Source organism: Flavobacterium sp. (genome assembly GCF_035292545.1).
In the GTDB taxonomy this organism is placed as follows: Bacteria; Bacteroidota; Bacteroidia; order Flavobacteriales; family Flavobacteriaceae; genus Flavobacterium.
In genome coordinates, this window is the sequence record NZ_DATDPV010000083.1 from 76,275 (window position 1) to 102,063 (window position 25,789).

Consider the following 25,789-nt stretch of genomic DNA (forward strand, 5'->3'; position numbering starts at 1 on the left):
AATAAAAAGCCGTTCCAAATATTTGGAACGGCTTTTTATTTTTCAAAAAATAACATATCTTTATCTGATGGCTTCTGAAGATACCAATTCAAAAATTATTTACTTTTTCGAAAACATCGAAAAATATTATGGCTGCAAAACCGAAATTACGGAAGGATTGTATTCACAAAGTGAAAATTTCGACGTGAATTTCACTACATGGAATTTATCCGAATTCGTATTAATCCGTTCAGCTTATAGAAAAAATGGTGACCGGCTGATGATGGAAGGAGAAAAAATGTATTATGAAATTGCTGCACCAATTATTATCAGTTTTGAACAGCCCGGACGCAATTCATTTGAATTTATAGAAAGATACAGCGACACCGTTTACCGAATCACTAAAATAAGATTTCACTATAAATATTAGACCAAAAGATTGGCGAATTCCATTCTTACCGAACCATCCTCATCAATTTTTGTCAAATTAATTTCATGTAAGGTATTCACTAATTCCGGATTCCAGGGTGTTTTTACTTTTACATAATTTTCGGTAAAACCATGAATGTAGCCTTCTTTATTTTCACTTTCGAACAAAACCGTTCTATTGGTTCCCAATTGGCTTTCATAAAAAGCACGACGTTTTTTTACTGATAATCCACGTAACATTTTGCTTCTTTTGCTTCTGACATTGGCCGGAACTTCACCAGACATTGAAGCTGCCTCAGTATTATCGCGTTCAGAATACGTAAAAACGTGTAGATAAGAAATATCCATCTCATTCAGAAAATGATAGGTCTCTAAGAAATGCTCCTCTGTTTCTCCAGGAAATCCTACAATAACATCCACACCAATACAAGCGTGTGGCATGACTTCGCGTATTTTATTGACTCTTTCGGTATAAATTTCGCGAAGGTATCTACGTTTCATCAACTTCAGGATATCATTGCTTCCTGATTGTAATGGGATGTGAAAATGAGGTACAAAAGTTCTGCTTTTGGAAACAAATTCTATGGTTTCGTTTTTTAATAAATTCGGTTCAATGGATGAAATTCGCAACCTTTCGATGCCTTCAACTTTATCCAGTTCCTGAACCAATTCAAAAAAGGTATGCTCGTGTTTTTTATTTCCGAATTCTCCTTTACCGTAATCTCCAATATTTACACCAGTCAAAACAATTTCTTTGATGTTTTGCTCTGAAATATCCTTGGCATTCTGCAACACATTTTCTAATGCATCACTTCTCGAAATCCCTCTGGCTAATGGAATCGTGCAATAAGTACATTTATAGTCGCAACCGTCCTGAACTTTTAAAAACGCTCGGGTTCTGTCTCCAATGGAGTAACTCCCAACGTAAAAATCGGCTTCCGAAATTTCGCAGGAATGCACTTCGCCCATATCGTTTTTGGACAAATCATTGATATAATCGGTGATTTTGAATTTTTCTGTAGCACCCAAAACCAAATCCACACCGTCAACCGCTGCTAATTCTTCGGGTTTTAATTGGGCATAACAGCCTACAGCGGCTACAAAGGCTTTATCATTGAGTTTCATCGCTTTTTTTACGACTTGCTTGAACTGCTTGTCTGCATTTTCCGTTACCGAACAGGTGTTAATCACATAAATATCGGCGACTTCTTCAAAATCGACACGGTCAAAACCTTCGTCATTGAAATTACGGGCAATCGTTGATGTTTCTGAAAAATTCAGTTTACATCCAAGGGTATAAAAGGCAACTTTTTTTCTGTTTTCCATAGGAACAAACTACGTTTTAAGTAGTATCTTATTATATTTTCATCTTTGTAAAAGAGTTTGCAAATTTACATACAAAATTCTTTAAAACGAAATCAATAATACGCTATCTATCACTATTTTATAATAATTTAAAATTACTTTACTGCTTTTGGCGCCAGCATATTTTCCGGATTGAGAATATCATCTAATGCTTCTTTCGATAAAAGATTGTGTTCTAGCACTAAATTGTAAACACTTTTTCCTGTTTCCAACGCTTCCTTAGCAATTTTGGTGCTGTTTTTATACCCAATATAAGGATTCAATGCGGTTACAATACCGATGCTGTGCAAGACCATATCTTTACAATGTTCTTCATTAGCGGTAATTCCGTCAATACATTTAGTGGCTAATGTATCCATCCCATTTTCAAGCAATTTCATGGATTCCATGATGCAATACGTCAAAACAGGTTCCATTACGTTCAATTGCAATTGTCCAGCTTCGGCTGCCATGGTCACCGTTAAATCGTTTCCTATAACCCGAAAACAAACCTGATTCATTACTTCGGGAATTACAGGATTTACTTTTCCTGGCATAATCGATGATCCGGGTTGCATTGGCGGTAAATTAATTTCATTCAATCCACAACGAGGACCTGAAGACAGCAAACGTAAATCGTTACATATCTTAGAAATTTTGATTGCCATTCTTTTTAAAGCTGAGGAATAAATCACATACGAACCCGTATCTGGTGTAGCTTCAATCAAGTTAGGTGCGGAAACAAAAGGATGTCCTGTAATTTTTGCTAAATTTTCAGCACAAAGTTTGGCATAACCCGGAGCGGCGTTTAAACCGGTTCCGATGGCCGTAGCACCCATATTAATTTCGAAAAACAAGGCTGAGTTTTGGTTCAATCGTTCAATTTCTTCTTCTAAAGTTGCTGCATAGGCTTCAAATTCCTGTCCCATAGTCATCGGGACAGCGTCTTGCAATTGGGTTCTTCCCATTTTTAAAACATGCTTGAATTCCACACCTTTTCTTCGGAACGACAGAATTAAGTTTTTCAAATGTTCAATCAATTGAATATTCGAGTTTATGGTTGCCAGTTTTATTGAAGTTGGATAGGCATCATTCGTAGATTGCGACAGATTCACATGATCGTTTGGGGAACAATATTGGTATTCTCCTTTTTGATGGCCTAAAATTTCAAGTGCCCGATTGGCTATGACTTCATTAATATTCATATTAGTAGAAGTTCCGGCGCCACCCTGAATCATATCAATTGGAAATTGGTCGTTGAATTTACCATCGATTACTTCTTTTGCTGCCTGAACAATTACATTTTTTAATTTTTCATCCAATAAACCTAACATAAAATTAGTTTCGGTTGCGGCCCATTTTACATAAGCCAATCCTTTGATGAATTCCGGAAATTCATTTAATTTTACTCCTGAAATATGAAAATTTTCAATTGCTCTTTGGGTTTGAACGCCATAATAGGCATTTATCGGTACATTTAAATCTCCTAGTAAATCGTTTTCTATTCTATACATATTGCACTATTTTGTATTAAAAATCACACTAAAGATACTCCTTATTTTAAAGATAGGACTTTATGAAAAGTTAAATTTAGAATTCAATTTATAAAAAAACCACAATTACTTTTCGCAATTGTGGTTGGTTTCTAATCATAAAAATCTGTAGATTTTATAACTGATTTTATTCTTTTCTCCATTTTTTAGATTCTTCAAAAACGTGTTCCAAAATGGCAGCATCTTGTTCCGTGAATTCCACGTGACGACGTGACATTACTACTTTTGCAACTTCAAATGCTTTTTTGGTAAGGTATGTGGTAAAACCTGAAGCGCCTCCCCATGAAAAACTAGGCACAAAATTTCTTGGAAATCCGCTACCAAAAATATTCGCACTCACACCAACTACGGTTCCTGTGTTGAACATGGTATTGATACCACATTTACTATGGTCGCCCATCATCAATCCGCAGAATTGCAAACCAGTTTTGGCGAAATTTTCGGTTTCATAACTCCATAATTTTACCTCTTCGTAGTTATTTTTCAGGTTGGAATTATTGCTGTCGGCTCCGATATTGCACCATTCGCCCAAAACAGCATTTCCTAAAAACCCGTCATGTCCTTTATTAGAGTACCCAAACAATACCGAATTATTTACTTCGCCACCAATTCTGCAATGAGGACCAACGGTTGTTGCGCCATACACTTTGGAAGCCAATTTCACTTGTGCTTCTTCGCATAAAGCAAATGGTCCGCGGATTACGGAACCTTCCATGATTTCGGAGTTTTTTCCAATGTAAATTGGTCCTGTTGAAGCGTTTAAGGTTACGAATTCCAATTTGGCTCCTTCTTCGATAAAAATATTTTCGGGTGAAATTACATTTACGCTTTTTGGAATGGGTTGAGATTTTCTATCCTCTGTTAAAAGTTCAAAATCTTCCCGGATTGCCGCATCGTTTTTGGCAAAAATATCCCAGGTATGTTCAATTGTGAGGCAATCCTCATTATATTCAATGATTTCATACGTATCAAAATCAACTTCTTCCTGCGATTCCTGCGTGTAAAAAGCAATAACTTCTTCTCCTTTAAAGATGGCTTGATTCGGCTCAAGATTACTCACCAATTCAACCAATACATTATTAGGCAAAAAAGAAGCATTTATCATTACATTTTCTTCCAATTCAACCATCGGAAATTTATCTGACAAATAATCCTCGGTCAAAGTGGTCGTGGTAGAACCCAAATGTTTTTCCCATTTTTCGCGAATGGTCAAAATCCCCACACGAATATCTGCTACGGGTCTTGTAAAAGTGAATGGAAGCAGCGCCTTGCGGACCGTTCCGTCAAAAAGTATATAGTTCATAAAATGTTGATTCGTTAATTTAATTATTTGATATTCTGATTCAAAAATCTAATCATCACAAAATTTAGAATTCAAAGTTACAAAGTTTTTTTCCAAAAGTATTTAAATTTTGATTGTCAAGAACCCTCTTTTCTTATCATCGGAAGAAAAATATCATTTATGTGGGATTCAATCAAATAAAAAACAAAAAGCCTCCCAAATTGGAAGGCTTTTGATATATAACAGCAAGCACGTTATTATTTAGCGTGTTTAGCGTATTTCGTTTTGAATTTATCGATACGACCAGCAGTGTCAATAAGTTTAGATTTACCTGTGTAAAAAGGGTGAGAAGTTCTAGAGATCTCCATTTTCACAACTGGATACTCAACACCGTCAACTGTAATAGTTTCTTTAGTGTCTGCTGTAGATTTAGTAATAAAAACTTCGTCATTCGACATGTCTTTAAATGCAACTAATCTGTAATTTTCTGGGTGAATTCCTTTTTTCATCTTGTAAATCTTTTTTATTTGTTTAATTACAACTTGTTTTGAAGCTTTCCTGTAAAGAAAAGGTATAAACTCATTATAACTTTTTGTTTTAACTTTATTATTTTGAGTTTGCAAATTTACAATTTTTTTTCAATAAACAAATCTTTGAGTGCTTTTTTTTAAACTTTATCTAAAACCAAATTTTATCGTTCCATAATTTGGTAATTCATATATTTGTGGATTAATTTAAAACTAATCATTTTTATGGAACAAAAAATCTCTCCTTCAAAATCTGCTTTACCTTACGGAATTCTTTTTGGAATTTTTATGGTTTTAGAATTCGTTATACTTTATGTTTTAAATATCGACCCAATAACAAATCCGACTGTTGGAATTGTTGTTAATGTTTTAAATTATTTAGTATTACCGGTTATCCTTATTATTATTGGATGCAATAATTACAAGAAAAAATTAAACTTTGGTTTTATCTCTTTTGGTGAATGTCTGAAAATTGGCGTTACCATTTGTTTGATTGCCGGTTTAATTTATGCGTTGTTTAGTATTGTTTTCAATTTGATATTCCCAGAATTTATGGACGAAATTTTGAAGAAAACAAGACAGGTAATGGTACAAAAAAGTCCTGAAATGACCTCAGAGCAATTAGATATGGCCATGTCTATGACAAAAAAATTCATGAGTCCGGCGCTTGTTGTTCCGGTAACTGTTGTTATGTTTTCTTTTATAGGATTGATTTATTCCTTAATAATTGGTGCATTTGTTAAAAATGACAAACCTGAAAGTTTCTAATTTAATGAATTTATCCATCATAATACCACTTCTCAACGAAGAAGAATCATTGCAGGAACTCCACAATTGGATTGTTTCTGTAATGAAAGCCAACAATTATTCCTACGAAGTGATCTTTATAGATGATGGAAGCACGGATAATTCTTGGTCTATTATTGAAAAATTATCAGCCGAAAACCCTAATATAAAGGGTATTCGGTTTTTGAAAAATTTCGGAAAATCGCAAGCTTTACACGCTGGTTTTGCCAAAGCCAAAGGCGATGTGGTGATTACCATGGATGCCGATTTACAGGATAATCCAGAGGAAATTCCAGGTTTGTATGATATGGTTATGAATCAAAATTTCGATTTGGTTTCCGGTTGGAAAAAGAAACGATATGATTCTGTTGTTACAAAAAATATCCCTTCCAAATTATTCAATTGGGCTGCCCGAAAAACGTCCGGTGTTCAGTTGAATGACTTTAATTGCGGGTTGAAAGCTTATAAAAATATCGTTGTCAAGAACGTGGAAGTTTCCGGTGAAATGCATCGTTATATTCCCGTTTTGGCAAAAAATGCCGGTTTTGGTAAAATTGGTGAAAAAATAGTTAAACATCAGGCACGAAAATACGGCTCGACCAAATTTGGTATGGATCGTTTTATTAATGGCTTTTTGGATTTAATCACAATTTGGTTTTTGTCGCGTTTTGGGAAAAGACCGATGCACTTGTTTGGCGCTTTAGGCTCCATCATGTTTATCATTGGATTTATTGCCGCAGGATTTATCGGAGTAAATAAATTAATTCGCCTTTATAATCATTTACCAACGGTTTTGGTAACTGAGAATCCTTGGTTTTACATTTCGTTGGCTACCATGGTTATTGGAACGCAATTGTTTTTAGCCGGGTTTTTGGGTGAAATTATTTTACGAACAAAAAATAATGAGGAACGATATAAGGTTTCGAATTCAGTCAATCTATAGTTGTTATTAAATCTATAGAAAATAAAAACACAGGTTTTACTTGACTAGCCCTGATTGCAGCGGCATCCTTTTCTTGCTTTCTTTAAGCAAGAAAAGATAGAGCGGAAAGCAGGAAACAGCTCCTAAAAAAATATAAAATGCACATCGAACAAAACATATTAAATGCAGTAAATGAATGGCTAACGCCAACATTTGACCATCAGACGCAAGAGGAAATCAAAGAAATAATGACGACTTCTCCGAAAGAACTGGAAGACCGTTTTTACAAAAATCTGGAATTCGGAACGGGTGGAATGCGCGGTATCATGGGCGTTGGAACCAATCGTATCAATAAATATACGCTTGGAAAAAATACTCAGGGCATTGCCAATTATATGCATCGCGTTTTTCCCGGAAAGGAATTAAAAGTGGCTATTGCTTATGATTGTCGCCATAACAGCAATACGTTGGCTAAAGTGGTGGCTGATGTTTTCTCGGCCAATGGCATAAAAGTGTATTTGTTTTCGGATATGCGTCCGACTCCGGAATTGAGTTTTGCCGTAAAACAGTTAGGTTGCCAATGCGGAATCGTGCTTACTGCTTCCCACAATCCACCGGAATATAACGGATATAAAGTATATTGGGAAGATGGCGGACAGCTCGTTCCACCACAAGATGCAGAAATTATTCAGGTTATTGAAGATTTAAAATACGATGAAATCAAATTTCAGGCGAATGAAAATCTGATACAATATATCGATTCAGAAATAGACGAAGCGTTTATCAAATCTTCGATTAAGAACGCGAGTTTCAATACTTCGGCGGAGGCAAAAGACAATCTGAGCATTGTTTTCACTTCCTTGCACGGAACTTCAATTAAATCTGTTCCTGCTACTTTAGCGCAGGCCGGATATTCTAATGTACATATCGTTCCTGAACAAGCGGAACCAAATGGTGATTTCCCGACGGTGAAATCTCCAAATCCCGAAGAACCGGAAGCTTTGGCGATGGCTTTGGCTTTGGCTGAGAAATTGAATGCCGATATTGTTATTGGAACCGATCCGGATTGTGACCGATTAGGCGTTGCGGTTAGAAATAAGGATGGTAAGATGGTTTTGCTTAACGGAAATCAAAGCATGGTTTTGATGACCGCCTTTTTATTGGAACAATGGAGAAAAGAAGGCAAAATCAACGGAAACCAATTCATCGGCTCAACCATAGTTTCTACTCCGATGATGTTGGAATTGGCTTCGGCTTATGAAGTAGAATGCAAAGTAGGTCTGACCGGTTTTAAATGGATTGCCAAAATGATTAAGGATTTCCCGGAATTGAATTTTATTGGCGGTGGCGAAGAAAGTTTCGGATTTATGGTCGGCGATGCCGTTCGTGATAAAGATGCCGTTGCAGCTACTTTGTTAATGTGCGAGTTTGCGGCTCAGGCCAAAGCCGAAGGAAGTTCAGTATATCAGGAATTATTGAAATTATACGTAGATCATGGATTTTATAAAGAATATTTGGTTGCCATGACCAAAAAAGGAATTGAAGGTTTGAAGGAAATCAACCAGATGATGGTAGATTTACGAGAAAATCCTTTGAAAGAAATCAATGGCGAGCGCGTGGTTATGGTAGAAGATTATAAAACTTCGATTGCCAAAAACTTATTTACCGGAGAAGAAGAAACCATGAATATCCCAAAATCGGATGTATTGATTTATTATACGGAAGACGGTGCGAAAATTGCCGCAAGGCCAAGCGGAACAGAACCAAAAATAAAATTTTATGTCAGCGTAAATTCGCAATTGGATTCGATAGAAGATGTTGCTGAAGTCGAAGCGTATTTAGACAGCAAAATCAAAAACATACTATTAGATTTAAAAATCGTTTAATGGACAATTTCAAAAAGATATTTCCTTTTATTTTACCTTATAAAAAGTATGCGTACCTGAACATTTTTTTTAATGTTTTGTATGCTTTGTTCAGCACGCTTTCTTTTATGGCTTTAATCCCTATGATGCAGGTATTATTTGACCAGACCAAAAGAAATACTGCCAGGCCTGTTTGGGAAGGAATAGCAAATGCAAAAGGATTTCTGGAAGATTTTTTAAGTTACTACATTACAACTTCTACTGATAATAATGGTATTGGGTTTACTTTATCGATAATGGTAACCGGAATTATTTCGATTTTCTTACTGAAAAATCTGAGTGATTATTTAGCCATGTATTTTATTACTTTTTTGCGAAATGGCGTTTTAAGGGACATGCGAAATGCGATGTATAAAAAAACAATCGATTTACCGCTTTCCTTCTTTTCTGAAAAAAGAAAAGGCGATACCATTTCCAGGATTGCAGGTGATGTGAATGAAGTACAAACTTCCTTTCTTTCTATTCTGGAACTTATTGTAAAAGAACCTTTGACCATTATCTTTACAATAACCGCCATGCTGACCATTAGCGTAAAACTCACATTGTTTGTATTTATATTTATTCCCCTTTCAGGATTGGTAATCTCTAAAATTGGAAAACAATTAAAGAAACAATCTACCAAAGCGCAACAGGAACAAGGGCAATTTTTATCGACTATAGAAGAAACCTTAGGGGGACTGAAAGTTGTAAAAGGATATAATTCTGAAAATTATTTCAATCGAATATTTCAGGAATCTACCCAACGCTTTTTTGATTTATCCAATAGTATCGGTAATAGACAAAATCTGGCATCACCCGTAAGTGAGTTTATGGGAATTATGGTTATTGCTATTTTACTTTGGTATGGCGGACACATGGTTTTGATTGAAAAAACATTGAATGGCGCTTCCTTTATTGCTTACATGGGTTTAGCCTATAATATTCTTACTCCGGCAAAATCTATTTCGAAAGCGTCTTATAATATCAAAAGAGGAAATGCCGCAGCAGAACGCGTTTTGGAGATTTTGGAACAGGAAAACCCCATTACAAGTAAAGTGGATGCGATTCAAAAAAATACTTTTGATTCTAATATAACCATCAAAAACATCAATTTCAAATACGAACAGGAAACAGTTTTAAAGAATTTTTCGTTAGAAATTGAAAAAGGACAAACCGTGGCACTTGTTGGCCAATCCGGAAGTGGAAAAAGCACCATTGCCAATTTATTGACCCGTTTTTACGATGTGAATGACGGAACAATAACGATTGATGAAACCAACATCAAAGACATGAATTTGCAGTCGCTTCGTGGTTTGATGGGATTAGTGACACAAGACAGTATTTTATTTAATGATACTATAAAAGCCAATATTTCGTTAGGAAAGTTAGATGCAAGTGATGATAAAATCATTGAAGCTTTGAAAATCGCGAACGCTTATGAATTTGTAAAGGATTTACCGAAAGGAATTTACACGAACATTGGCGATAGCGGAAACAAGCTTTCCGGCGGACAAAAACAACGTTTATCGATTGCACGTGCGGTTTTAAAAAACCCACCGATTATGATTCTGGACGAAGCTACTTCGGCTTTAGATACCGAAAGCGAAAAATATGTTCAGGTAGCTTTGGAAAATATGATGCAAAACAGGACTTCAATAGTTATTGCGCATCGACTTTCGACGATTCAAAAAGCAGACAAAATTGTGGTGATGCAAAAAGGTGTAATCGTTGAGCAAGGCAAACACGATGAATTGATTGCATTGAATGGCACTTATAATAAATTAGTGACGATGCAATCTTTTGAGTAATTTTGATTTACGATTTGGATTTTTTGAATTTTGAACAACGAATTTTGAAATAATAAAAAATGTACATCAACGACAAAAACATCAAGCTTCCTGAAGATCCAGACACCATCGTTTGGAAATACCTGGACTTGTCCAAATTTGTCGATTTATTGCTTTACAAAAAATTATTCATGTCGCGTTCAGACAAGTTTGAAGACCAATACGAAGGCACTTTTAGCGAACCTACTTTTGAGGAAATCCGAAAACTTTCAGCAGACAATCCCGCTTTTTTAGACTTTTATAAAACACATCGGAAAAATGTGTTCATCAGCAGTTGGCACATTAATGAGTATGAATCTTTTGCGATGTGGCAAATTTTCACCCAAAAAAGCGAAGGTTTAGCCATTCAGTCAACGTTGGGAAGATTACAGGAATCTTTAACTCCTGAAATCCTGTATGAACAACATATTGGCGAGGTCAATTATATTGATTATAAAAAAGAATATATTCCGTTTGATAATACTTTTTTTCCTTTCTTATTTAAGCGAAAAAGTTTTCAATATGAGCGAGAAATCAGAATTATTTCGGATGTGACTGAACACAATTTAACCATCGAAAACGGATTGAAGGTTGATATTGACATCAATCATCTCATAGAAAAAATCTACATCCATCCGAAATCGGAAAACTGGTATAAAAATCTGGTAATCGAATTGGTAAAAAGACTAGGTTTTAGTTTTGAGATAGAAAAATCAGATTTAGAAAGTGATATTCTGATTTAAGTTAAAAAAACTAAACCGGTTTATAATCCATAACTACCCACCCTAGATTGGATAAATCGACAAAGTGATAATACAAAATATCATTTTTATCAAACTGTCCGTTTTTATTAGCATCTTCTATCGTTCTAAAATACAAACGATTTTTAGATTCTACTAAATTCCAATCAATTAAATCCTGAAGTTCCGGAGAAAGTTTCATTAATTTCTTTCCGCTAATTTCACTAATGTATAGTGTTTTGATATCGCTTGTGTCTAATTTCCCGTCTTTGTTTGTGTCCCTGTCAGCCATGGTATAAACCATAATTTGCTGTTTGGTCTTGTCAGCAATCGTTTTTAGGTATGTTGCAGTTTGAATTAAAACTGGTTTATCCGTTAATACTTTTATTGAATCGGAGCCTATTTGCTGAAATTTCAGGTTGCGTAAATAACCTGTAATTTCAAATTCACTCGTATTGGAAATTGTGAAACTAACGCGATCCGCACTTGTAGAACCATAACTGGATTTAGTCCTTCCTTCTGAAATACTCAAATCTCCAACCGGATGAATCAGGTAATTGGTTCCCTCCATTTGAATTGGTAAATCGGCAACTTCAATTTGAGTGGTATCTAATCTAGATTTCACTTTCCCTTTTGTCGCATCGTAGGTCACTTTTGGTTTTACGGCTTCTTGTTTGCAACTGGTAAGGAGCAAAACAGAAATTCCAACGAGAAGTATATTTATTTTTTTCATAATTTCTGATCCGTTTAACCTAGTTTTTAAAAAACATAAGGCGCTATTTTAAATTCAAATATAAACAATTTTAAGTTTTTATCTAATGAATTATAACCTTGCGGTCAATTTAACATTAAAAACCCTTGTCGTCATATAATTTGGAATTCCGTATTGATTTTTTGTATACACATCCCGAACCCATGTATTCGTTATCGCATTTTGATTGTTGAACAAATTAAAAATCTCCAACCCTAAGGATAAATCCTTGAAACGTTTTAACCAATGTCCATCAGGTCTGTCTTTATTATTTTCTGTAAAAACTTTAGAAAAACCTACATCTGCCCTGCGATAATCTCTCAAACGACTTTGATATACATAAGGATCTGCATAGGAAGGCGAACCGCCAGGCAAACCGGTATTGTAAACCAAATTGAGATATAATTTCACACTAGGAAGGTTTGGCATATAATCCTGGAATAAGATTCCAAATTTCAATCGTTGATCTGTTGGTCTTGAAATAAAACCTTTATTATCAATGTTTTCTTCTGTTTTCAGATAACTAAAACTAAACCAGGATTCGGTTCCGGGAACAAACTCTCCGTTAAGACGAAAATCAAGACCCTGAACGTAGGCTTTGGCATTATTATTCGCTGCATATCGAATTCTGACATTTTCTAAAGTGTACGGATTCACATCGGATAATGATTTATAATACGCTTCCGAAACGAGTTTAAAAGGCCTGTTCCACATTTTGAAACTATAATCATTACTCAGTACAAAATGTATCGATTTTTGGGCTTTTACATCCGGAAGCACTTCACCACTTTGATTTCTCAACTCTCTATAAGAAGGTGGTTGTACATATAAACCGGTCGAGAATCTAAAAACCATATCTTTTTTCCAATCGGGTTTGATGGCAAATTGCGCTCTCGGACTAAATTCAACCTGACTTTTACCCTCAATATTTTTTCCTGAAACCTGCCATTGATGCATTCTTACACCTGCATTGAACCAAACGTCGTGATTTCGTAATTTACTTTTTCTATTCCATTGCGCATAACCGGAAAATCTGTCAATAGTCACAAAATTTAAAGCTCTGACATTATGATAAGGAACTAATGGTCCGATATAAGGGTTATAAGGCTGGTCATTTGTGGGCAAATCAATGATTGGAGGATTCAGTGAAAATCCCGCAGAATCAATCACTTCCCATTCCACTACCCTATCACGAATATCTTCACGGGTGTATTTGAAACCCCATTCGATTTGATTTTTTTTCAATTCATGAAACCCTTTAACTTCAGCATTTACAATTAAGGCGTCTAAATCATTTCGGGCATGATTCAATTGGGTTCCGATGGCTCTGCTAAAAGTTACATCTCCCAAAGTTTCTGAACCAATACTAGTGTCAACTTCGCCTAAGAAATAACCTGCATAAATATCAAAATATTCTTGCTCTAAAGTATGATAGGCTGAACCGATAATCTTTAATGTAAAATTATCATTGGCTTTAAAAGTCGATTTCAAAGCTCCAAAATAAGTGTCATATCGGTCTTTTTCCTGACCTTCATAGGCCACTTGCAAAGCAATAGGCTCGTCGATGGTCCCAAAATTAGTCTGACGCGATAAAGGCTGATAATTGTATCTGTTTTGGGAAATATTTCCTAAAAAACTCCATTGCCATTTCGTCGAAGCATTATAAATGACATTGGTTTGCACATCGGCAAATGTAGGACTGAAATTCGTTTCTGTTTCCTGACTCTTTACCAAAAGACTGTTATCACGATAACGAACTCCGGTAATAGAAGACCATTTTTGATTTTTTGAAACTGCATCAATGGCTAAACTTCCGCCAAGAAGACTCGCTTCGGCGGATGCGCCAAATTTAGTTGGTACTCTGTATGTAATATCCAAAACAGAGGAAAGTTTATCGCCATATTTAGCCTGAAAACCTCCTGCAGAAAATTCTATATTTTGGACCAAATCCGTATTCGTAAAACTCAATCCTTCCTGCTGTCCGGAACGAACCAAAAACGGTCGATAGACTTCCACTTCATTGACATAAACCAAATTTTCATCATAGTTTCCGCCACGAACCGCATATTGGGTGCTCAGTTCATTATTAGAATAAACGCCTGGCAATGTTTTTAAAATATTTTCGACACCGGCATTTGCTCCGGGGATTTTTCGGATTACCTCGGGTTCAATATTGGTTATGCCCTGTACTCGTTTTCTGTTGTTTGCAGTAATGATGACTTCACCCATTTGCTCGGCTTTTTCATTCATCACCACATTGAATTCAAAATCTTCATTGGGTTTCAGCTCCAATGTTGCTGTTGTTTTTTTAAGTGAAATATGAGTAAAAACAAGTACTACTTTTTGGTTTGCAGGAACCGTTATGGCATAAAAACCGTTATCATTGGTAACCGCTGATTTATTTTGATAGGAAATATTTACATTTTCAACAGGATTGCTATTTTCATCCAAAATAATTCCTTTTACTCTAGCGTTTTGGGCAAAAGCAGTGAATCCAATGCATAAAAAAAGAAGGTTGATGATTTGATTTTTGACTTTCAAGAGCTTTCGTTTTTATTGTTTTTGACTTCTAAAAAATTGAGTTTCAAAGATAGTAGAATTTCCTACATTATCCGAAACTACCACTTTTAAATCGTTTTTACCTTCGGCAACAATTCCATCATTGAAATTATGGGTAATTTTTCTGGTTTTATAATCGTATTCAAACAGAATCCATTGTCCGTTGAGATATCCATTATATTCTTTTATTCCGGACAAATCATCTTTGATAAAGAGATTAAGGAATTTTTGATCACTCAACCATTTCCCTTCTATGCTTTTTGAAATGGAAATTTTTGGTGCTGTTGTATCTTTTGCCAAAACAAATTGACCCAGATTTTTGGTATAAGTAACGAAAGTGTTCTTTTTTAATTTCGTCGAATTATAGCCTAACTTTTTTCCATTAATGGAAGCGATGAACATTTTTTCTTTTTCTTTTTCAGAGGTAATGGTATCTTGGATAGAAACCACAAAATTGTTATGAACAGCAATATTATCGTTATGAAAAAACAAAGTGTCTTTTTTTACATCAAAATCTAAATAAAAATCTTCATAAAAAGTTCCTGCGGGAATAAAAACCGACATATTGTCTTTTTCAAAATTGTACTCTTTATTGGTTTTTATAAAATACGGCGTTGTTTTGACCCTTAAAACATCGCTAGCCGGAATTGACGAATATTGAATTGGAACGGAAATCACACTTTTATTATCATTAAAATCAGACACTTCAATACGATAAATTTGGGTAACATTAGGAACCACTTCTACAATTCCATTGTCTTTATTCGGTTGAATTATACTCAATGGAAATGGATTTTTCATGAATAATTTCTGTACTCTCTGGTACATACTTTTATATCTTGGATAATCAATCAAGGCGTTGATATATCGTGATTCATCAAACGCAAAAGTATCAAACCGAAAACCAAAGGAAGGTTTGCCATTTAAAAAAGATTCAATTTTAAAAACCCCATTTCTGTCCCAAGCTACATCATACACATCATAGGTATTGACTCCAAAACCAATTTTTCCGCTGGCAAGCACTTTTCCGGCTACATAAGTCCCATCCTTTTGTAATGACAGATTAATCATCAAAGGATTTTTGGATTGATTAACTGTTGCGTTTTCATCAATTGGATAAACAACCAAATTGGTGATTATTGGCTTTTTGGTATCTTTGACTAAGCTGTCAAAACCAAAAAATAAAGGATTTATTGTTTTTTCCGTTTTAGAATCTCTAATCTCAAAATGCAAATGCGGTCCTTCTGAACCACCGGTGTTTCCGGAAAAAGCAATTATATCACCTTTTTTAACGATTAATTCTTCCGGTTTAGGAAAAAGCTCAATCTCATATTTTTTTTCAATGTAATGATTGGATTTGATGTGTTTTTCAATCATTGGCGTTGCCGATTTCAGATGCCCGTAAACGGTAGTATATCCGTTAGGGTGCGTAATATAAATCGCTTTTCCGTAACCGGAAGTGGAAATTTTGATTCTTGAAACATACCCATCTGCGACAGCATATATATTTAAGCCTTCTGTTTTTTGGGTTTTAAAATCAAATCCCGCATGGAAATGATTCGGTCTTAATTCTCCAAAATTCCCTGATAATTGAATGGGAATGTCCAATGGTGACCTAAAATAATCTTTAGGATATTGATTTTGGGCAAAAATGGAGGCGTAAAAAATAAAAAAAAAGAAGGTAATTCTCATGAGTAACGTTTTTGCTAATATAGAAAAAAGTGATTAAAAATTATAAAAATATTATTAGTTATAACTTGCTATCATACAAATTATTATAATTTTTCATTAGAAAAAAGGTAAAATTTTAGAAAAAATATTGCTATAATTAAATAGGAATACTAACTTTGTCAATTAAGTAATGAATATAGTTTCTAATGAGTGAAATTGCAGAAATAATTGATACTCTTGAAAATAGGATAGAAAAACTCTTTGGCAAAATAGACGCTTTAGAGAAAAATACCCAGAATTTAAAACAAGAATTAAGCCAATCTGCAACAATTATACAAAAACAATCGAATGAGATTGAGGTGCTAAAAACACAGTATGAATCACTCAAAATGGCCAATTCATTGCTCGGCAGTGACGATAATAAAAGAGATACAAAGCTAAAAATAAATTCATTAATTCGTGAAATTGACTACTGTATTGCACAGTTGTCCGACTAGTAAACCATGGATGAAAAGCTTAAAATTAAACTATCAATTGCAGACAGGGTTTATCCGTTAACGGTAGATTTGTCTCAGGAAGAGGGACTCAGAAGTGCTTCTAAAAAAATTGATGTTATGATTAAGCAGTTTGAAGAAAGTTATGCTGTTCGTGATAAACAAGATGTTTTGGCCATGTGTGCTTTACAATTTGCTTCTCAATTAGAACAAAAACAAATCGACAAGTCAATAGATAACGTAGAAACAAACGAAAGGCTTAAGAAGATTAATGATTTATTAGCAAAATATCTCGATAAATAAACGTTCTTTACAGAAACTAAGATACTGCCTACATTAGTTCACATTTGGTAAACTCAACACTAACAAATTAGAATGAGCAAATCATCACTTCTAAAGCATGCCACGCTTCGGCGAGGAAACTTGAACAGTGAGTTAGCTCAAAACTTGTCATTCCGAGTTTATACAAGCAACCTAATGTAGGCTTTTTTATATATAAATTTTAAACAAACATGGAGAGTACATTAATAATAATTATTTCAGGAATTGTAGGTATTGTAGGTGGTTTTGTAATTGCAAAACTGATGGAGAAAAGCAATGTTTCTAACCTAATCAAAAATGCAAAAAAAGAGGCAGGTTCTATCTTAAAAGACGCCAATCTTGAAGCAGAGAACATCAAAAAAGATAAAATTCTTCAAGCAAAAGAAAAATTCATTGAACTTAAAGCAGAGCACGAACAAGTAATCCTGGCTCGTGACAGAAAAGTAGCTGAAGTTGAGAAAAGAACACGTGATAAAGAATCTCAAATCTCAAATGAATTGGCTAAAGCCAAAAAAGTAAACGACGATTTTGAAGCTAAAACTATAGAGTACAATTCAAAAATTGAACTCCTGGATAAAAAGCAGCACGAAGTTGAAAGAATGCATAAAAGCCAATTAGAACAACTGGAAGTTATTTCAGGTTTGTCTGCCGAAGATGCAAAAGAACAACTGGTAGAAGGTTTAAAAGCGGAAGCTAAAACCAAAGCCATGGCGCATATTCAAGACACTATTGAAGAAGCAAAATTAACTGCACAACAAGAAGCCAAGAAAATCATCATCAACACCATCCAGAGAGTTGGTACAGAGGAAGCGGTAGAAAATTGCGTTTCCGTTTTCAACATTGAATCTGATGATGTAAAAGGTAGAATTATTGGTCGTGAAGGAAGAAACATTAGAGCTTTAGAAGCTGCAACCGGAGTTGAAATCATTGTTGACGACACACCGGAAGCTATTATTCTTTCTTGTTTTGACCCAGTTAGAAGAGAAATCGCGAGATTGGCTTTACATAAATTAGTAACTGACGGAAGAATTCACCCTGCGAGAATTGAAGAAGTTGTTGCTAAAACAGCAAAACAAATTGACGATGAAATCATCGAAGTTGGTAAACGTACCGTTATCGATTTAGGAATTCACGGATTGCATCCGGAATTGATTAAAGTCGTAGGTCGAATGAAATACCGTTCTTCTTATGGACAAAACTTATTGCAACACTCCCGTGAAGTTTCTAAACTTTGCGGAATCATGGCAGCCGAATTAGGGTTGAACGTAAAATTAGCCAAAAGAGCCGGTTTGCTTCACGATATCGGTAAAGTGCCAGATACAGAAAGTGATTTACCACACGCTTTATTAGGAATGCAATGGGCTGAGAAATACGGTGAAAAAGAAGAAGTTTGCAACGCGATTGGAGCGCATCACGATGAGATTGAAATGAAATCATTATTGTCGCCGATTATCCAGGTTTGTGATGCAATTTCAGGCGCAAGACCCGGAGCAAGAAGACAAGTATTGGATTCTTACATCCAGCGTTTGAAAGATTTGGAAGAAATTGCTTTTGGATTCAATGGCGTGAAAAATGCTTATGCAATCCAAGCTGGTAGAGAATTACGTGTAATTGTTGAAAGCGAAAAAGTATCTGATGATAATGCAGCTACATTGTCTTTCGAAATTTCACAAAAAATTCAAACAGAAATGACTTATCCAGGTCAGGTGAAAGTAACGGTGATTAGAGAAACAAGAGCTGTGAATATTGCTAAATAGATATTCTAAAATATAGAAACTAAAAAAGCCTTTCAAAATTGAAAGGCTTTTTTTTATTTTAAAAATATTTTTTCTATGGTTTCCGTATCCATCGGTTTTAGAACATAATCCGTTATTTCATCATTATATTCTTTCGATTTATTCACATCCACAATATCATCAGAGGAGCTTATTAAATAGATAATCGGCCTTTTCTTTAATTGGCTTTTAACTACCCTGAATTCATCCAAAAATTGCCAGCCATCCATAATTGGCATATTGATGTCTAATAAAATCAAATCCGGAAAATCTGTTTCCGAATTTATGTTTTCTTTTAATTCTTCAATGGCATCATATCCGTTTTCAAAAAAAATAGGGATAATATCAATATTATTTTTTAACAACAGTTTTTTTATTATGAAATGAAAAACCTTGTCATCATCAACAATAAAAACCTTATTATACTTCTTCATTAAAGTATATTTTAAATGTTGTGCCTACTCCTACTTCACTTTCAATATTCAAAGTTCCGCCCATCGCCTCAATTTGATTTTTTGTAATAAATAATCCAATACCTCTGGAATTTGGGTGCTTATGAAAGGTTTTATACATTCCAAAAAGCTTATCACCATATTTTTCGAGATTAATTCCTAATCCATTATCATTTATTTCAAGGGATTTTATTCCGTCCTGAAGCACAAAAGTATATTTAATTTCCGGTTTTCTATCCGGACTGGAATACTTAATGGCATTCGTGGTAAAATTCAGAAGAATACTTTCTAAATAGGCCGGATTGAATGCTATAGTGCTGTTTTCAGGAATTTCATTAATTATAATTACACCGTTTTCGTTAATGTCTTTAACTAAAATATTCAAAGTATGTTTTAAAAAATAATTCAAATCTAAATTTTCGCGTTTATGTACCAATCCTGCCTGAATATCCATCAACTCTTTTAAGTGATCAATAGTTTCTGTCAGGGCGTCAGATGTTGATTTTAAATGGGAATAGCTTTCGCTTATATTTCCCGCATTATTTTCACTTTCTATAATTTTTAATAACATATTGAAATTCCCGACATGTGACCTCAAATTATGAGATACAATATGGGCAAAATTCAATAATCGGCTATTTTGTTCGCTTACAATTTCGTGTGTACGCTCTAATTCCTGCTCTCTTTCTTTCTGAATTGAGATATCGGTATGGGTACCGATTATTCTTTTTGGGGCACCATTTTTGTCTCTTTCAATAACTTTTCCGCGGCTTAGTATCCATTTATACCTACCGGTTTTAGACAACATCCTCTTTGCATTTTCATAAAAAGGGGTTTTGTTATCTAAGTGCAATTGAATTGCTGTCAGATATTTTTCTTTATCATCAGGATGGACCCTATCTTCCCATTTATCATGTAAATCTACATGATCTTTTTCATCAAAGTCTAACATTTTCATGGATTGCGAAGAATGAAAAACCTCATCAGTTTTTAAATTCAAATCCCAAATCCCTTTTTTTGAAGCTTCTAATGCAAATTGGTATCGTTCTTCCGAAAGTTTAATTCGTAAATCTTGCTCTTTCTTTTCAGAAATATCAGTTAGTCTTCCATAAAAAATGACATTGCCTTTTTCGTCTAATTCAACGCTTGCTTTACCTTTAACCCAGCGAATACCTTTAGAAGGAAGTATAACACTAAATTCATGAGACCATGGTTTTATAGTATTTTTAGAATCATCAATAGATTTTAGAAAATCATTGAAATCATCCGAAGCGATTCTATCCTTTAACAGGTCATAGGCTTCCATGCTTAACTCTTCGTCGGTGAGTTCAAAGTAAGTTATAACCGAACGACTCAGAAATGGAAAGTGTACTTCTCCCTTTTTTGAGATGGTCACCTGAAAAATTAAATCAGGTATTTGAGATATTAATTTCTTGTAAAAAATTATTTTCTCTTCTAATAGTAGGTTATTAGAAAAAGTTTCTAACTTCATTTATTATGGTATTTGTTTTTGGGGTTAACTTTGCATTAAAAAAGAAAAAACCAGACGACAAATCTAACAATAAAAATCTATAAAAAACTACTTTCTAGGATGGAATGTATTGATTATCTGTGTTAAATGTTTTTTATCTAAATGAACATAAATTTCCGTGGTCGTGATTGACTCGTGCCCCAACATCAGTTGAATTGAACGTAAATCGGCACCGTTTTCCAATAAATGAGTGGCAAAAGAATGCCTGAAAGTATGCGGGCTTATGGTTTTGTTTAAATTAATTTTGTTTGCCAAATCCTTAATGATGGTAAAAATCATGGCTCTTGTAAGTTGCCGCCCCCTCCTATTTAAGAACAAAGTATCTTCATGTCCTTTTTGAATATTCAGATGCGTTCGAATAGTCCCTGCATAAATTTCGATATATTTTTGAGTTACATTTCCTATCGGAACAAATCTTTGCTTATTGCCTTTACCGGTAATTTTTACAAAACCTTCCTCAAAAAACAGATCGGAAATCTTTAAGGCAACCAATTCTGAAACCCGAAGTCCACATCCATAAAGTGTTTCGAGGATAGCACGATTGCGCTCGCCTTCATTCGAACTCAAATCGATAGCGGCAATTAATCTATCTATATCTGTAACCGATAATGTATCGGGAAGTTTTCGTCCAGTTCTGGGGGTTTCAATTAGCTCCAATGGATTATTAGCTCTATAATCTTCAAAAATCAAATAGGCAAAAAAACTTTTCAATCCTGAGATGATTCTGGCTTGTGAACGAGGATTAACCTCTTTGGAGACACTGTAAATAAATTGCTGAAGAATTTCTTCCTTAATATGTACAGGAGAAACGGAAATCGCATTTTCTTCTAAAAAATGACGCAATCGCTCAATATCCAAAGAATAGTTGTCTATGGTATTTTTAGACAATCCTCTTTCAATTTTTAAATAAGATTGAAAATCCTTGATATAATTATTCCAGCTGTTCATTTGTTTAAGGTATCGGAGCGTAAAAAATCTGTCGCAAACGTTACGGTCAGTACAAATAAACAAAAATAATTCAATTATGAAACACAAAAGTCGTTTTTAGCAACTAAACAAAATTCAGTTAAAGATGTAAATTTTATTTGCCTTACAAATCAATCTTTATTAATTAGTTTTTATAAACACAAGACCCTCAAATAGTTACGTTATATTCAATAATTATGCCGTAAATTAAACTTTTTTTGTTGATTATAAATCATATTTGTTAATTTTTTGTGAATTAAGAAAAATTTATGAACTGACAGACGGCAAACATTTTACTTTTGACCCATAACTTTTAAAACAAAATTTATGAAATTCTTAAAAATGATTACCGCAGGTACCTTGATGTTAGCAGCGATTACCGCAAACGCGCAAGAAGCAGATAACACTAAGTCTAAAGCAATAAGTTTCGGTGTTAAAGGTGGGGTCAACTTCGCTACGCTATCAGGAAATGATTTTGACAATCCGGATTCAAGAACAAGTTTCCACGTGGGTGTATTAGGAGAATTCCCAATAGCGGATATATTTTCGCTTCAAGTAGAGGCATTATATTCCGGACAGGGATTTAAATACGATTTTGACGGCGATTTAGTTGGCGGCGAAGGAAAAGTAGAATACCAATTAGATTACGTAAACATGCCTGTTTTAGCTAAAGTTTATGCTACAAAAGGTTTAAGTTTTGAAGTTGGACCACAATTTAGTTTCAAAGTAAACGAAGAAAATGATTCAAATGCAAATAGCAACGGTGGAGACAGTCCTTTAGATGAAGCTAAAGACTTTGAAGTTGGTGTAGCAGGTGGATTAACTTTCCAAACTGAAATGGGTCTTTTCGCAACAGGAAGATATATTTATGGTATGACGGATATTTTTGAAAATTCTGATGCAAAAAATTCTGTTTTCCAAATTGGTGTTGGATACAAATTCTAAGAATACAAACTTTTTATATAATGAGAAACCTTTCGCTGCGGCGGAAGGTTTTTTTATTTTAATATGCTCAAAATATTAGAATTTATACCCAAAAGACAATTGCATAACCCTATTTTTAGAACCATCAATACCAGAAGGTAACCTTTTTTCTATCTCAGATAAACCTAAATTATAACGCAATTGCAACATCATGTTTTCGTTAAGATTATACCCAAGGCCTAAATTTAGACAGATATCAATTTCATTCATTGAATCTATAACATCAGAATCCTCCTCTTTTGCCGACACTAATAGCCCAATTTGAGGCCCCGCCTCTATACTAAAATCATCGATCACATAATACTTGCCCATAACAGGAAGATTGATGTAAATTAAATTAAAGTTTAGATTATCATACTTAGCGCCTTGGGTAGAAAATAACAATTCCGGTTGCAATGTAAATTTCTCCATTACCATAAATTCCGCAAAACCGCCGACATGAAATCCTATTAAGGCACTTGCTTCTGAATTGGACAAATCACAAACATTCAGGCCGCCTTTAAGTCCGAAATTTTTGTATTGCGCGTTAGCAAATCCGAATGTAAATATTGCAACTACTAATAAAATACTCTTTTTCATTTTTGCTATATTTTAACTTACAAGTTAAAGTTAACCAATCCAAAAAAGACTCTTTTCATTAATCCATAAAACTCGTTGACTATCAATATAATCCGTTGAAAAAACAAAAAAAACCTCCCGAGTTGGGAGGTTTTAAATATTATTCTTCTAAATTATTAGAATTTGTATCCAAAAGATAATTGCCCTACCAAATTTTTAGTACCATCTATTTCAGAAGGCAAATCTTTTTCTATATCAGCTAAACCAATACAAAAACGCAATCCTAATACCATATTTTCATTAAGATTGTATCCTGCTCCCAAATCTACACTAAAATCAACTGAATTAGAAAAATCTTTAATATCCACTTCATTATCTTCAGCAGTTACTAAAAAACCAACTTGAGGACCTGCCTCTATACTAAAAACATCTGTTATATAATATTTAGCCATAACCGGGACATTGATGTAGTTCAATTTGACATCTCCGTTTCCACTATCATATTTAGCACCTTGAGCAGAAAACAATACTTCAGGTTGAATAGCGAATTTATCGCTTAACATAAATTCTGCAAAACCTCCAACATGAAATCCCACTAAAGAATTTGCATCATCATCATTATAAAGTGTCGACACATTTAAACCTCCTTTAACTCCAAATGACATAGTAGTATCAGTACCACTTTTGTCTTGCGCGTTTGCAAATCCGAATGCAAATACTGCTGCTGCTGATAAAATAATTTTTTTCATGATTTCTTAATTTTAAATTTATGCCGGTAAAGTTAAAAAAACCACCTAAAAAACTATCTTTAAAATTAGCAAACTCGTTGATTATCAATATTATACGATTAAATACATGAAAAAAGTAACCAGAGTTAGGAAACCTTTAACATTACACTTCTTAAATCAAAAATACATTCAATATTCTGATAATCAATATTATACATTTTTTGTTTGTAAATCATTATCATTACTTCATTTATACCAAAATATTAAGTACCAAATTGTAAAAATTTACCATAAAAAAACCTCCCGAATTGGGAGGTTTCAAATATTATGCTTCTAAAAATATTAGAATTTGTAACCAATTGATAAAGCGATAACGCTGTTTTTCATTTCGAAATTATCTTCTTGTTCGTCTGTAATATCAGACAAACCAAGGTTATATCTTACACCAGCAGAGATATTTTCAGTAAAATCATATCCAGCTCCGAAGTTTATACCGAAATCAACTGAATTCATATCGTCTTTTACGTCAACCTCTTCAGAAAAAGTTGAAGTCACACCTCCAACAGTTTGAGTTTCTGTATAATCGCTTTTAGCGCTCATTAAAAATCCAAATTGTGGCCCAGCTTCTAAACTAAATTTATCAACTACATAGTATTTTGCCATAATAGGAATATTCAAATACCCCAAATTAAGATTATTTTCAACTTTGTAAGAGTCAGCTCCACTAGTTTCAGAGTATTCTTCTTTAGCTCCCTGAGTAGAGAACAATAGTTCTGGTTGAACTGAGAATTTTTCAGAAACTTTAATTTCAACAAGTCCACCGACATTGAAACCAACTTTCATAGAAGTATCTTCAACATCTCCTGTAAGAGTTGCAAAGTTAACTCCACCTTTAATACCAAACTTAACATCTTGAGCGCTTACAAATCCGAATGCGAATAATGCAGCTACTGATAAAATTACCTTTTTCATATTTTTTTATTTAAAATTAGTATACCAAAATTAAATATTAATATGTTAATGAATTTTTAAGAAAAATGCAATTATTAACAATGTTATGAACATTTAAAGCACTGCAAAATGGCGCCTTAATGCAATATTAGTTACCGCATTTCGTTATATTTGCTATATTTTCTAACTAAAAAAACAAACATGAGTAAATTAATTGTATTAATCGTTTTTCTAATTGCTGCTTCTACCAATGTTGAAGCACAAGCAATAAAATTTGGAGTTAAAGCCGGAGCAAATTTCTCAGACTTTGAAGGCAATGATATTAATACCAGCACGCTTACCAGTTATCATTTTGGTGCATTGGTCGAGATTAAGGTATTCTCCAAATTTGCCATACAGCCTGAAGCGATGTTTTCTTCGCAAGGGGCTAAAGTTGAAGGTTCTAATGATTTCAAGTTGGACTATATCAACGTTCCTGTATTGGCTAAATTCTATTTAATCTCGGACAGATTAAGCTTAGATGTTGGCCCACAATTTGGCTTTCTGGTAGACGATAATGTTGCTGAAACTTTTGAAACCGAATCATTTGACTTTGCTGCTGTTGGTGGTATTGGTCTAAATATCACAAAAAACCTTTTCGCTCAAGCGCGTTATGTGGTTGGTCTGACAGAGATGTCAAAAGAGGCTGAAGTAAAAAACAAGGTTATTCAATTATCCGTTGGTTATACTTTTTAAATAAAAAATATATACTTTTAC

At 34.2% G+C, this 25,789-nt stretch carries 24 protein-coding genes; 11 read left to right on the forward strand and 13 right to left on the reverse strand.

What is annotated here, in order from left to right:
• Positions 1-67 precede the first annotated feature (67 nt).
• On the forward strand, positions 68-409 hold the full coding sequence (locus tag VI621_RS14500; protein ID WP_324219122.1) for a hypothetical protein: 342 nt from the start codon (positions 68-70) through the stop codon (positions 407-409).
• Here the strand turns inward: VI621_RS14500 and mtaB are convergent.
• From mtaB to VI621_RS14520, 4 genes are all read right to left on the reverse strand, one after another.
• The gene (gene mtaB, locus VI621_RS14505) at positions 406-1,734 is read right to left on the reverse strand and encodes a tRNA (N(6)-L-threonylcarbamoyladenosine(37)-C(2))-methylthiotransferase MtaB (protein WP_324219123.1); all 1,329 of its coding nucleotides are present in this window, start codon (positions 1,732-1,734) and stop codon (positions 406-408) included. The two genes, VI621_RS14500 and mtaB, sit on opposite strands and share 4 nt — an antisense overlap.
• Before the next feature lie 134 nt (positions 1,735-1,868).
• Positions 1,869-3,266: an aspartate ammonia-lyase gene (gene aspA / locus VI621_RS14510; protein ID WP_324219124.1), complete on the reverse strand. Its 1,398-nt coding sequence runs from the start codon at positions 3,264-3,266 to the stop codon at positions 1,869-1,871.
• Positions 3,267-3,432: 166 nt separating this feature from the next.
• On the reverse strand, positions 3,433-4,608 hold the full coding sequence (locus tag VI621_RS14515) for a GlmU family protein (RefSeq protein WP_324219125.1): 1,176 nt from the start codon (positions 4,606-4,608) through the stop codon (positions 3,433-3,435).
• A 236-nt stretch (positions 4,609-4,844) separates the two neighbouring features.
• Entirely contained in the window at positions 4,845-5,096 is a 252-nt protein-coding gene (locus tag VI621_RS14520; RefSeq protein WP_291251212.1) for a type B 50S ribosomal protein L31, read from the reverse strand.
• 243 nt (positions 5,097-5,339) lie between these two features.
• On the opposite strand from VI621_RS14520, the gene VI621_RS14525 reads away from it, so the two are divergent.
• The 5 genes from VI621_RS14525 (at position 5,340) to VI621_RS14545 (ending at position 11,295) form a co-directional block, all read left to right on the forward strand.
• Positions 5,340-5,882 carry a DUF4199 domain-containing protein gene (locus VI621_RS14525; RefSeq protein ID WP_324219126.1) on the forward strand — a complete coding sequence of 181 codons (543 nt, stop codon included), beginning with the start codon at positions 5,340-5,342 and terminating at the stop codon, positions 5,880-5,882.
• A gap of 4 nt (positions 5,883-5,886) precedes the next feature.
• On the forward strand, positions 5,887-6,843 hold the full coding sequence (locus tag VI621_RS14530; RefSeq protein ID WP_324219172.1) for a glycosyltransferase family 2 protein: 957 nt from the start codon (positions 5,887-5,889) through the stop codon (positions 6,841-6,843).
• A gap of 137 nt (positions 6,844-6,980) precedes the next feature.
• The gene (locus VI621_RS14535) at positions 6,981-8,708 is read left to right on the forward strand and encodes a phospho-sugar mutase (RefSeq protein WP_324219127.1); all 1,728 of its coding nucleotides are present in this window, start codon (positions 6,981-6,983) and stop codon (positions 8,706-8,708) included.
• On the forward strand, positions 8,708-10,534 hold the full coding sequence (locus VI621_RS14540; protein WP_324219128.1) for an ABC transporter ATP-binding protein: 1,827 nt from the start codon (positions 8,708-8,710) through the stop codon (positions 10,532-10,534). The genes VI621_RS14535 and VI621_RS14540 overlap by 1 nt, the downstream gene beginning before the upstream one ends.
• A gap of 59 nt (positions 10,535-10,593) precedes the next feature.
• On the forward strand, positions 10,594-11,295 hold the full coding sequence (locus VI621_RS14545) for a hypothetical protein (RefSeq protein ID WP_324219129.1): 702 nt from the start codon (positions 10,594-10,596) through the stop codon (positions 11,293-11,295).
• 10 nt (positions 11,296-11,305) lie between these two features.
• Here the strand turns inward: VI621_RS14545 and VI621_RS14550 are convergent, their stop codons facing one another.
• The 3 genes from VI621_RS14550 to VI621_RS14560 all read right to left on the reverse strand — a co-directional run bounded on the left by VI621_RS14550 (position 11,306) and on the right by VI621_RS14560 (position 16,294).
• Positions 11,306-12,025: a hypothetical protein gene (locus VI621_RS14550; protein ID WP_324219130.1), complete on the reverse strand. Its 720-nt coding sequence runs from the start codon at positions 12,023-12,025 to the stop codon at positions 11,306-11,308.
• 90 nt (positions 12,026-12,115) lie between these two features.
• Positions 12,116-14,584: a TonB-dependent receptor gene (locus VI621_RS14555; RefSeq protein ID WP_324219131.1), complete on the reverse strand. Its 2,469-nt coding sequence runs from the start codon at positions 14,582-14,584 to the stop codon at positions 12,116-12,118.
• Positions 14,585-14,596: 12 nt separating this feature from the next.
• Positions 14,597-16,294: a M23 family metallopeptidase gene (locus tag VI621_RS14560; protein WP_324219132.1), complete on the reverse strand. Its 1,698-nt coding sequence runs from the start codon at positions 16,292-16,294 to the stop codon at positions 14,597-14,599.
• A gap of 185 nt (positions 16,295-16,479) precedes the next feature.
• On the opposite strand from VI621_RS14560, the gene VI621_RS14565 reads away from it, so the two are divergent.
• From VI621_RS14565 to rny, 3 genes are all read left to right on the forward strand, one after another.
• Positions 16,480-16,770, forward strand: coding sequence for a hypothetical protein (locus VI621_RS14565; RefSeq protein ID WP_324219133.1), 291 nt, complete (start codon positions 16,480-16,482; stop codon positions 16,768-16,770).
• 6 nt (positions 16,771-16,776) lie between these two features.
• Entirely contained in the window at positions 16,777-17,070 is a 294-nt protein-coding gene (locus VI621_RS14570) for a cell division protein ZapA (RefSeq protein ID WP_324219134.1), read from the forward strand.
• 209 nt (positions 17,071-17,279) lie between these two features.
• Positions 17,280-18,845, forward strand: a complete 1,566-nt coding sequence (rny, locus tag VI621_RS14575) for a ribonuclease Y (RefSeq protein WP_324219135.1) — start codon at positions 17,280-17,282, stop codon at positions 18,843-18,845.
• 53 nt (positions 18,846-18,898) lie between these two features.
• Here the strand turns inward: rny and VI621_RS14580 are convergent, their stop codons facing one another.
• The 3 genes from VI621_RS14580 to xerD all read right to left on the reverse strand — a co-directional run bounded on the left by VI621_RS14580 (position 18,899) and on the right by xerD (position 21,794).
• On the reverse strand, positions 18,899-19,297 hold the full coding sequence (locus VI621_RS14580; protein ID WP_324219136.1) for a response regulator: 399 nt from the start codon (positions 19,295-19,297) through the stop codon (positions 18,899-18,901).
• The gene (locus VI621_RS14585; protein ID WP_324219137.1) at positions 19,284-20,807 is read right to left on the reverse strand and encodes a PAS domain-containing sensor histidine kinase; all 1,524 of its coding nucleotides are present in this window, start codon (positions 20,805-20,807) and stop codon (positions 19,284-19,286) included. Before VI621_RS14585 ends, VI621_RS14580 begins: the two co-directional genes overlap by 14 nt.
• Before the next feature lie 87 nt (positions 20,808-20,894).
• Positions 20,895-21,794 carry a site-specific tyrosine recombinase XerD gene (gene xerD / locus VI621_RS14590; protein WP_324219138.1) on the reverse strand — a complete coding sequence of 300 codons (900 nt, stop codon included), beginning with the start codon at positions 21,792-21,794 and terminating at the stop codon, positions 20,895-20,897.
• 345 nt (positions 21,795-22,139) lie between these two features.
• Between xerD and VI621_RS14595 the strand changes: the two genes are divergently transcribed.
• Positions 22,140-22,757, forward strand: coding sequence for a porin family protein (locus tag VI621_RS14595; protein WP_324219139.1), 618 nt, complete (start codon positions 22,140-22,142; stop codon positions 22,755-22,757).
• A gap of 75 nt (positions 22,758-22,832) precedes the next feature.
• Here the strand turns inward: VI621_RS14595 and VI621_RS14600 are convergent, their stop codons facing one another.
• The 3 genes from VI621_RS14600 to VI621_RS14610 form a co-directional block, all read right to left on the reverse strand.
• Entirely contained in the window at positions 22,833-23,375 is a 543-nt protein-coding gene (locus VI621_RS14600; protein WP_324219140.1) for a porin family protein, read from the reverse strand.
• 155 nt (positions 23,376-23,530) lie between these two features.
• Positions 23,531-24,103, reverse strand: coding sequence for a porin family protein (locus tag VI621_RS14605; protein ID WP_324219141.1), 573 nt, complete (start codon positions 24,101-24,103; stop codon positions 23,531-23,533).
• A gap of 321 nt (positions 24,104-24,424) precedes the next feature.
• The gene (locus tag VI621_RS14610) at positions 24,425-25,054 is read right to left on the reverse strand and encodes a porin family protein (protein WP_324219142.1); all 630 of its coding nucleotides are present in this window, start codon (positions 25,052-25,054) and stop codon (positions 24,425-24,427) included.
• A 180-nt stretch (positions 25,055-25,234) separates the two neighbouring features.
• Here VI621_RS14610 and VI621_RS14615 point away from each other — a divergent pair, with 180 nt between their 5' ends.
• Positions 25,235-25,768: a porin family protein gene (locus VI621_RS14615; protein WP_324219143.1), complete on the forward strand. Its 534-nt coding sequence runs from the start codon at positions 25,235-25,237 to the stop codon at positions 25,766-25,768.
• The last annotated feature ends 21 nt before the right edge of the window (positions 25,769-25,789 follow it).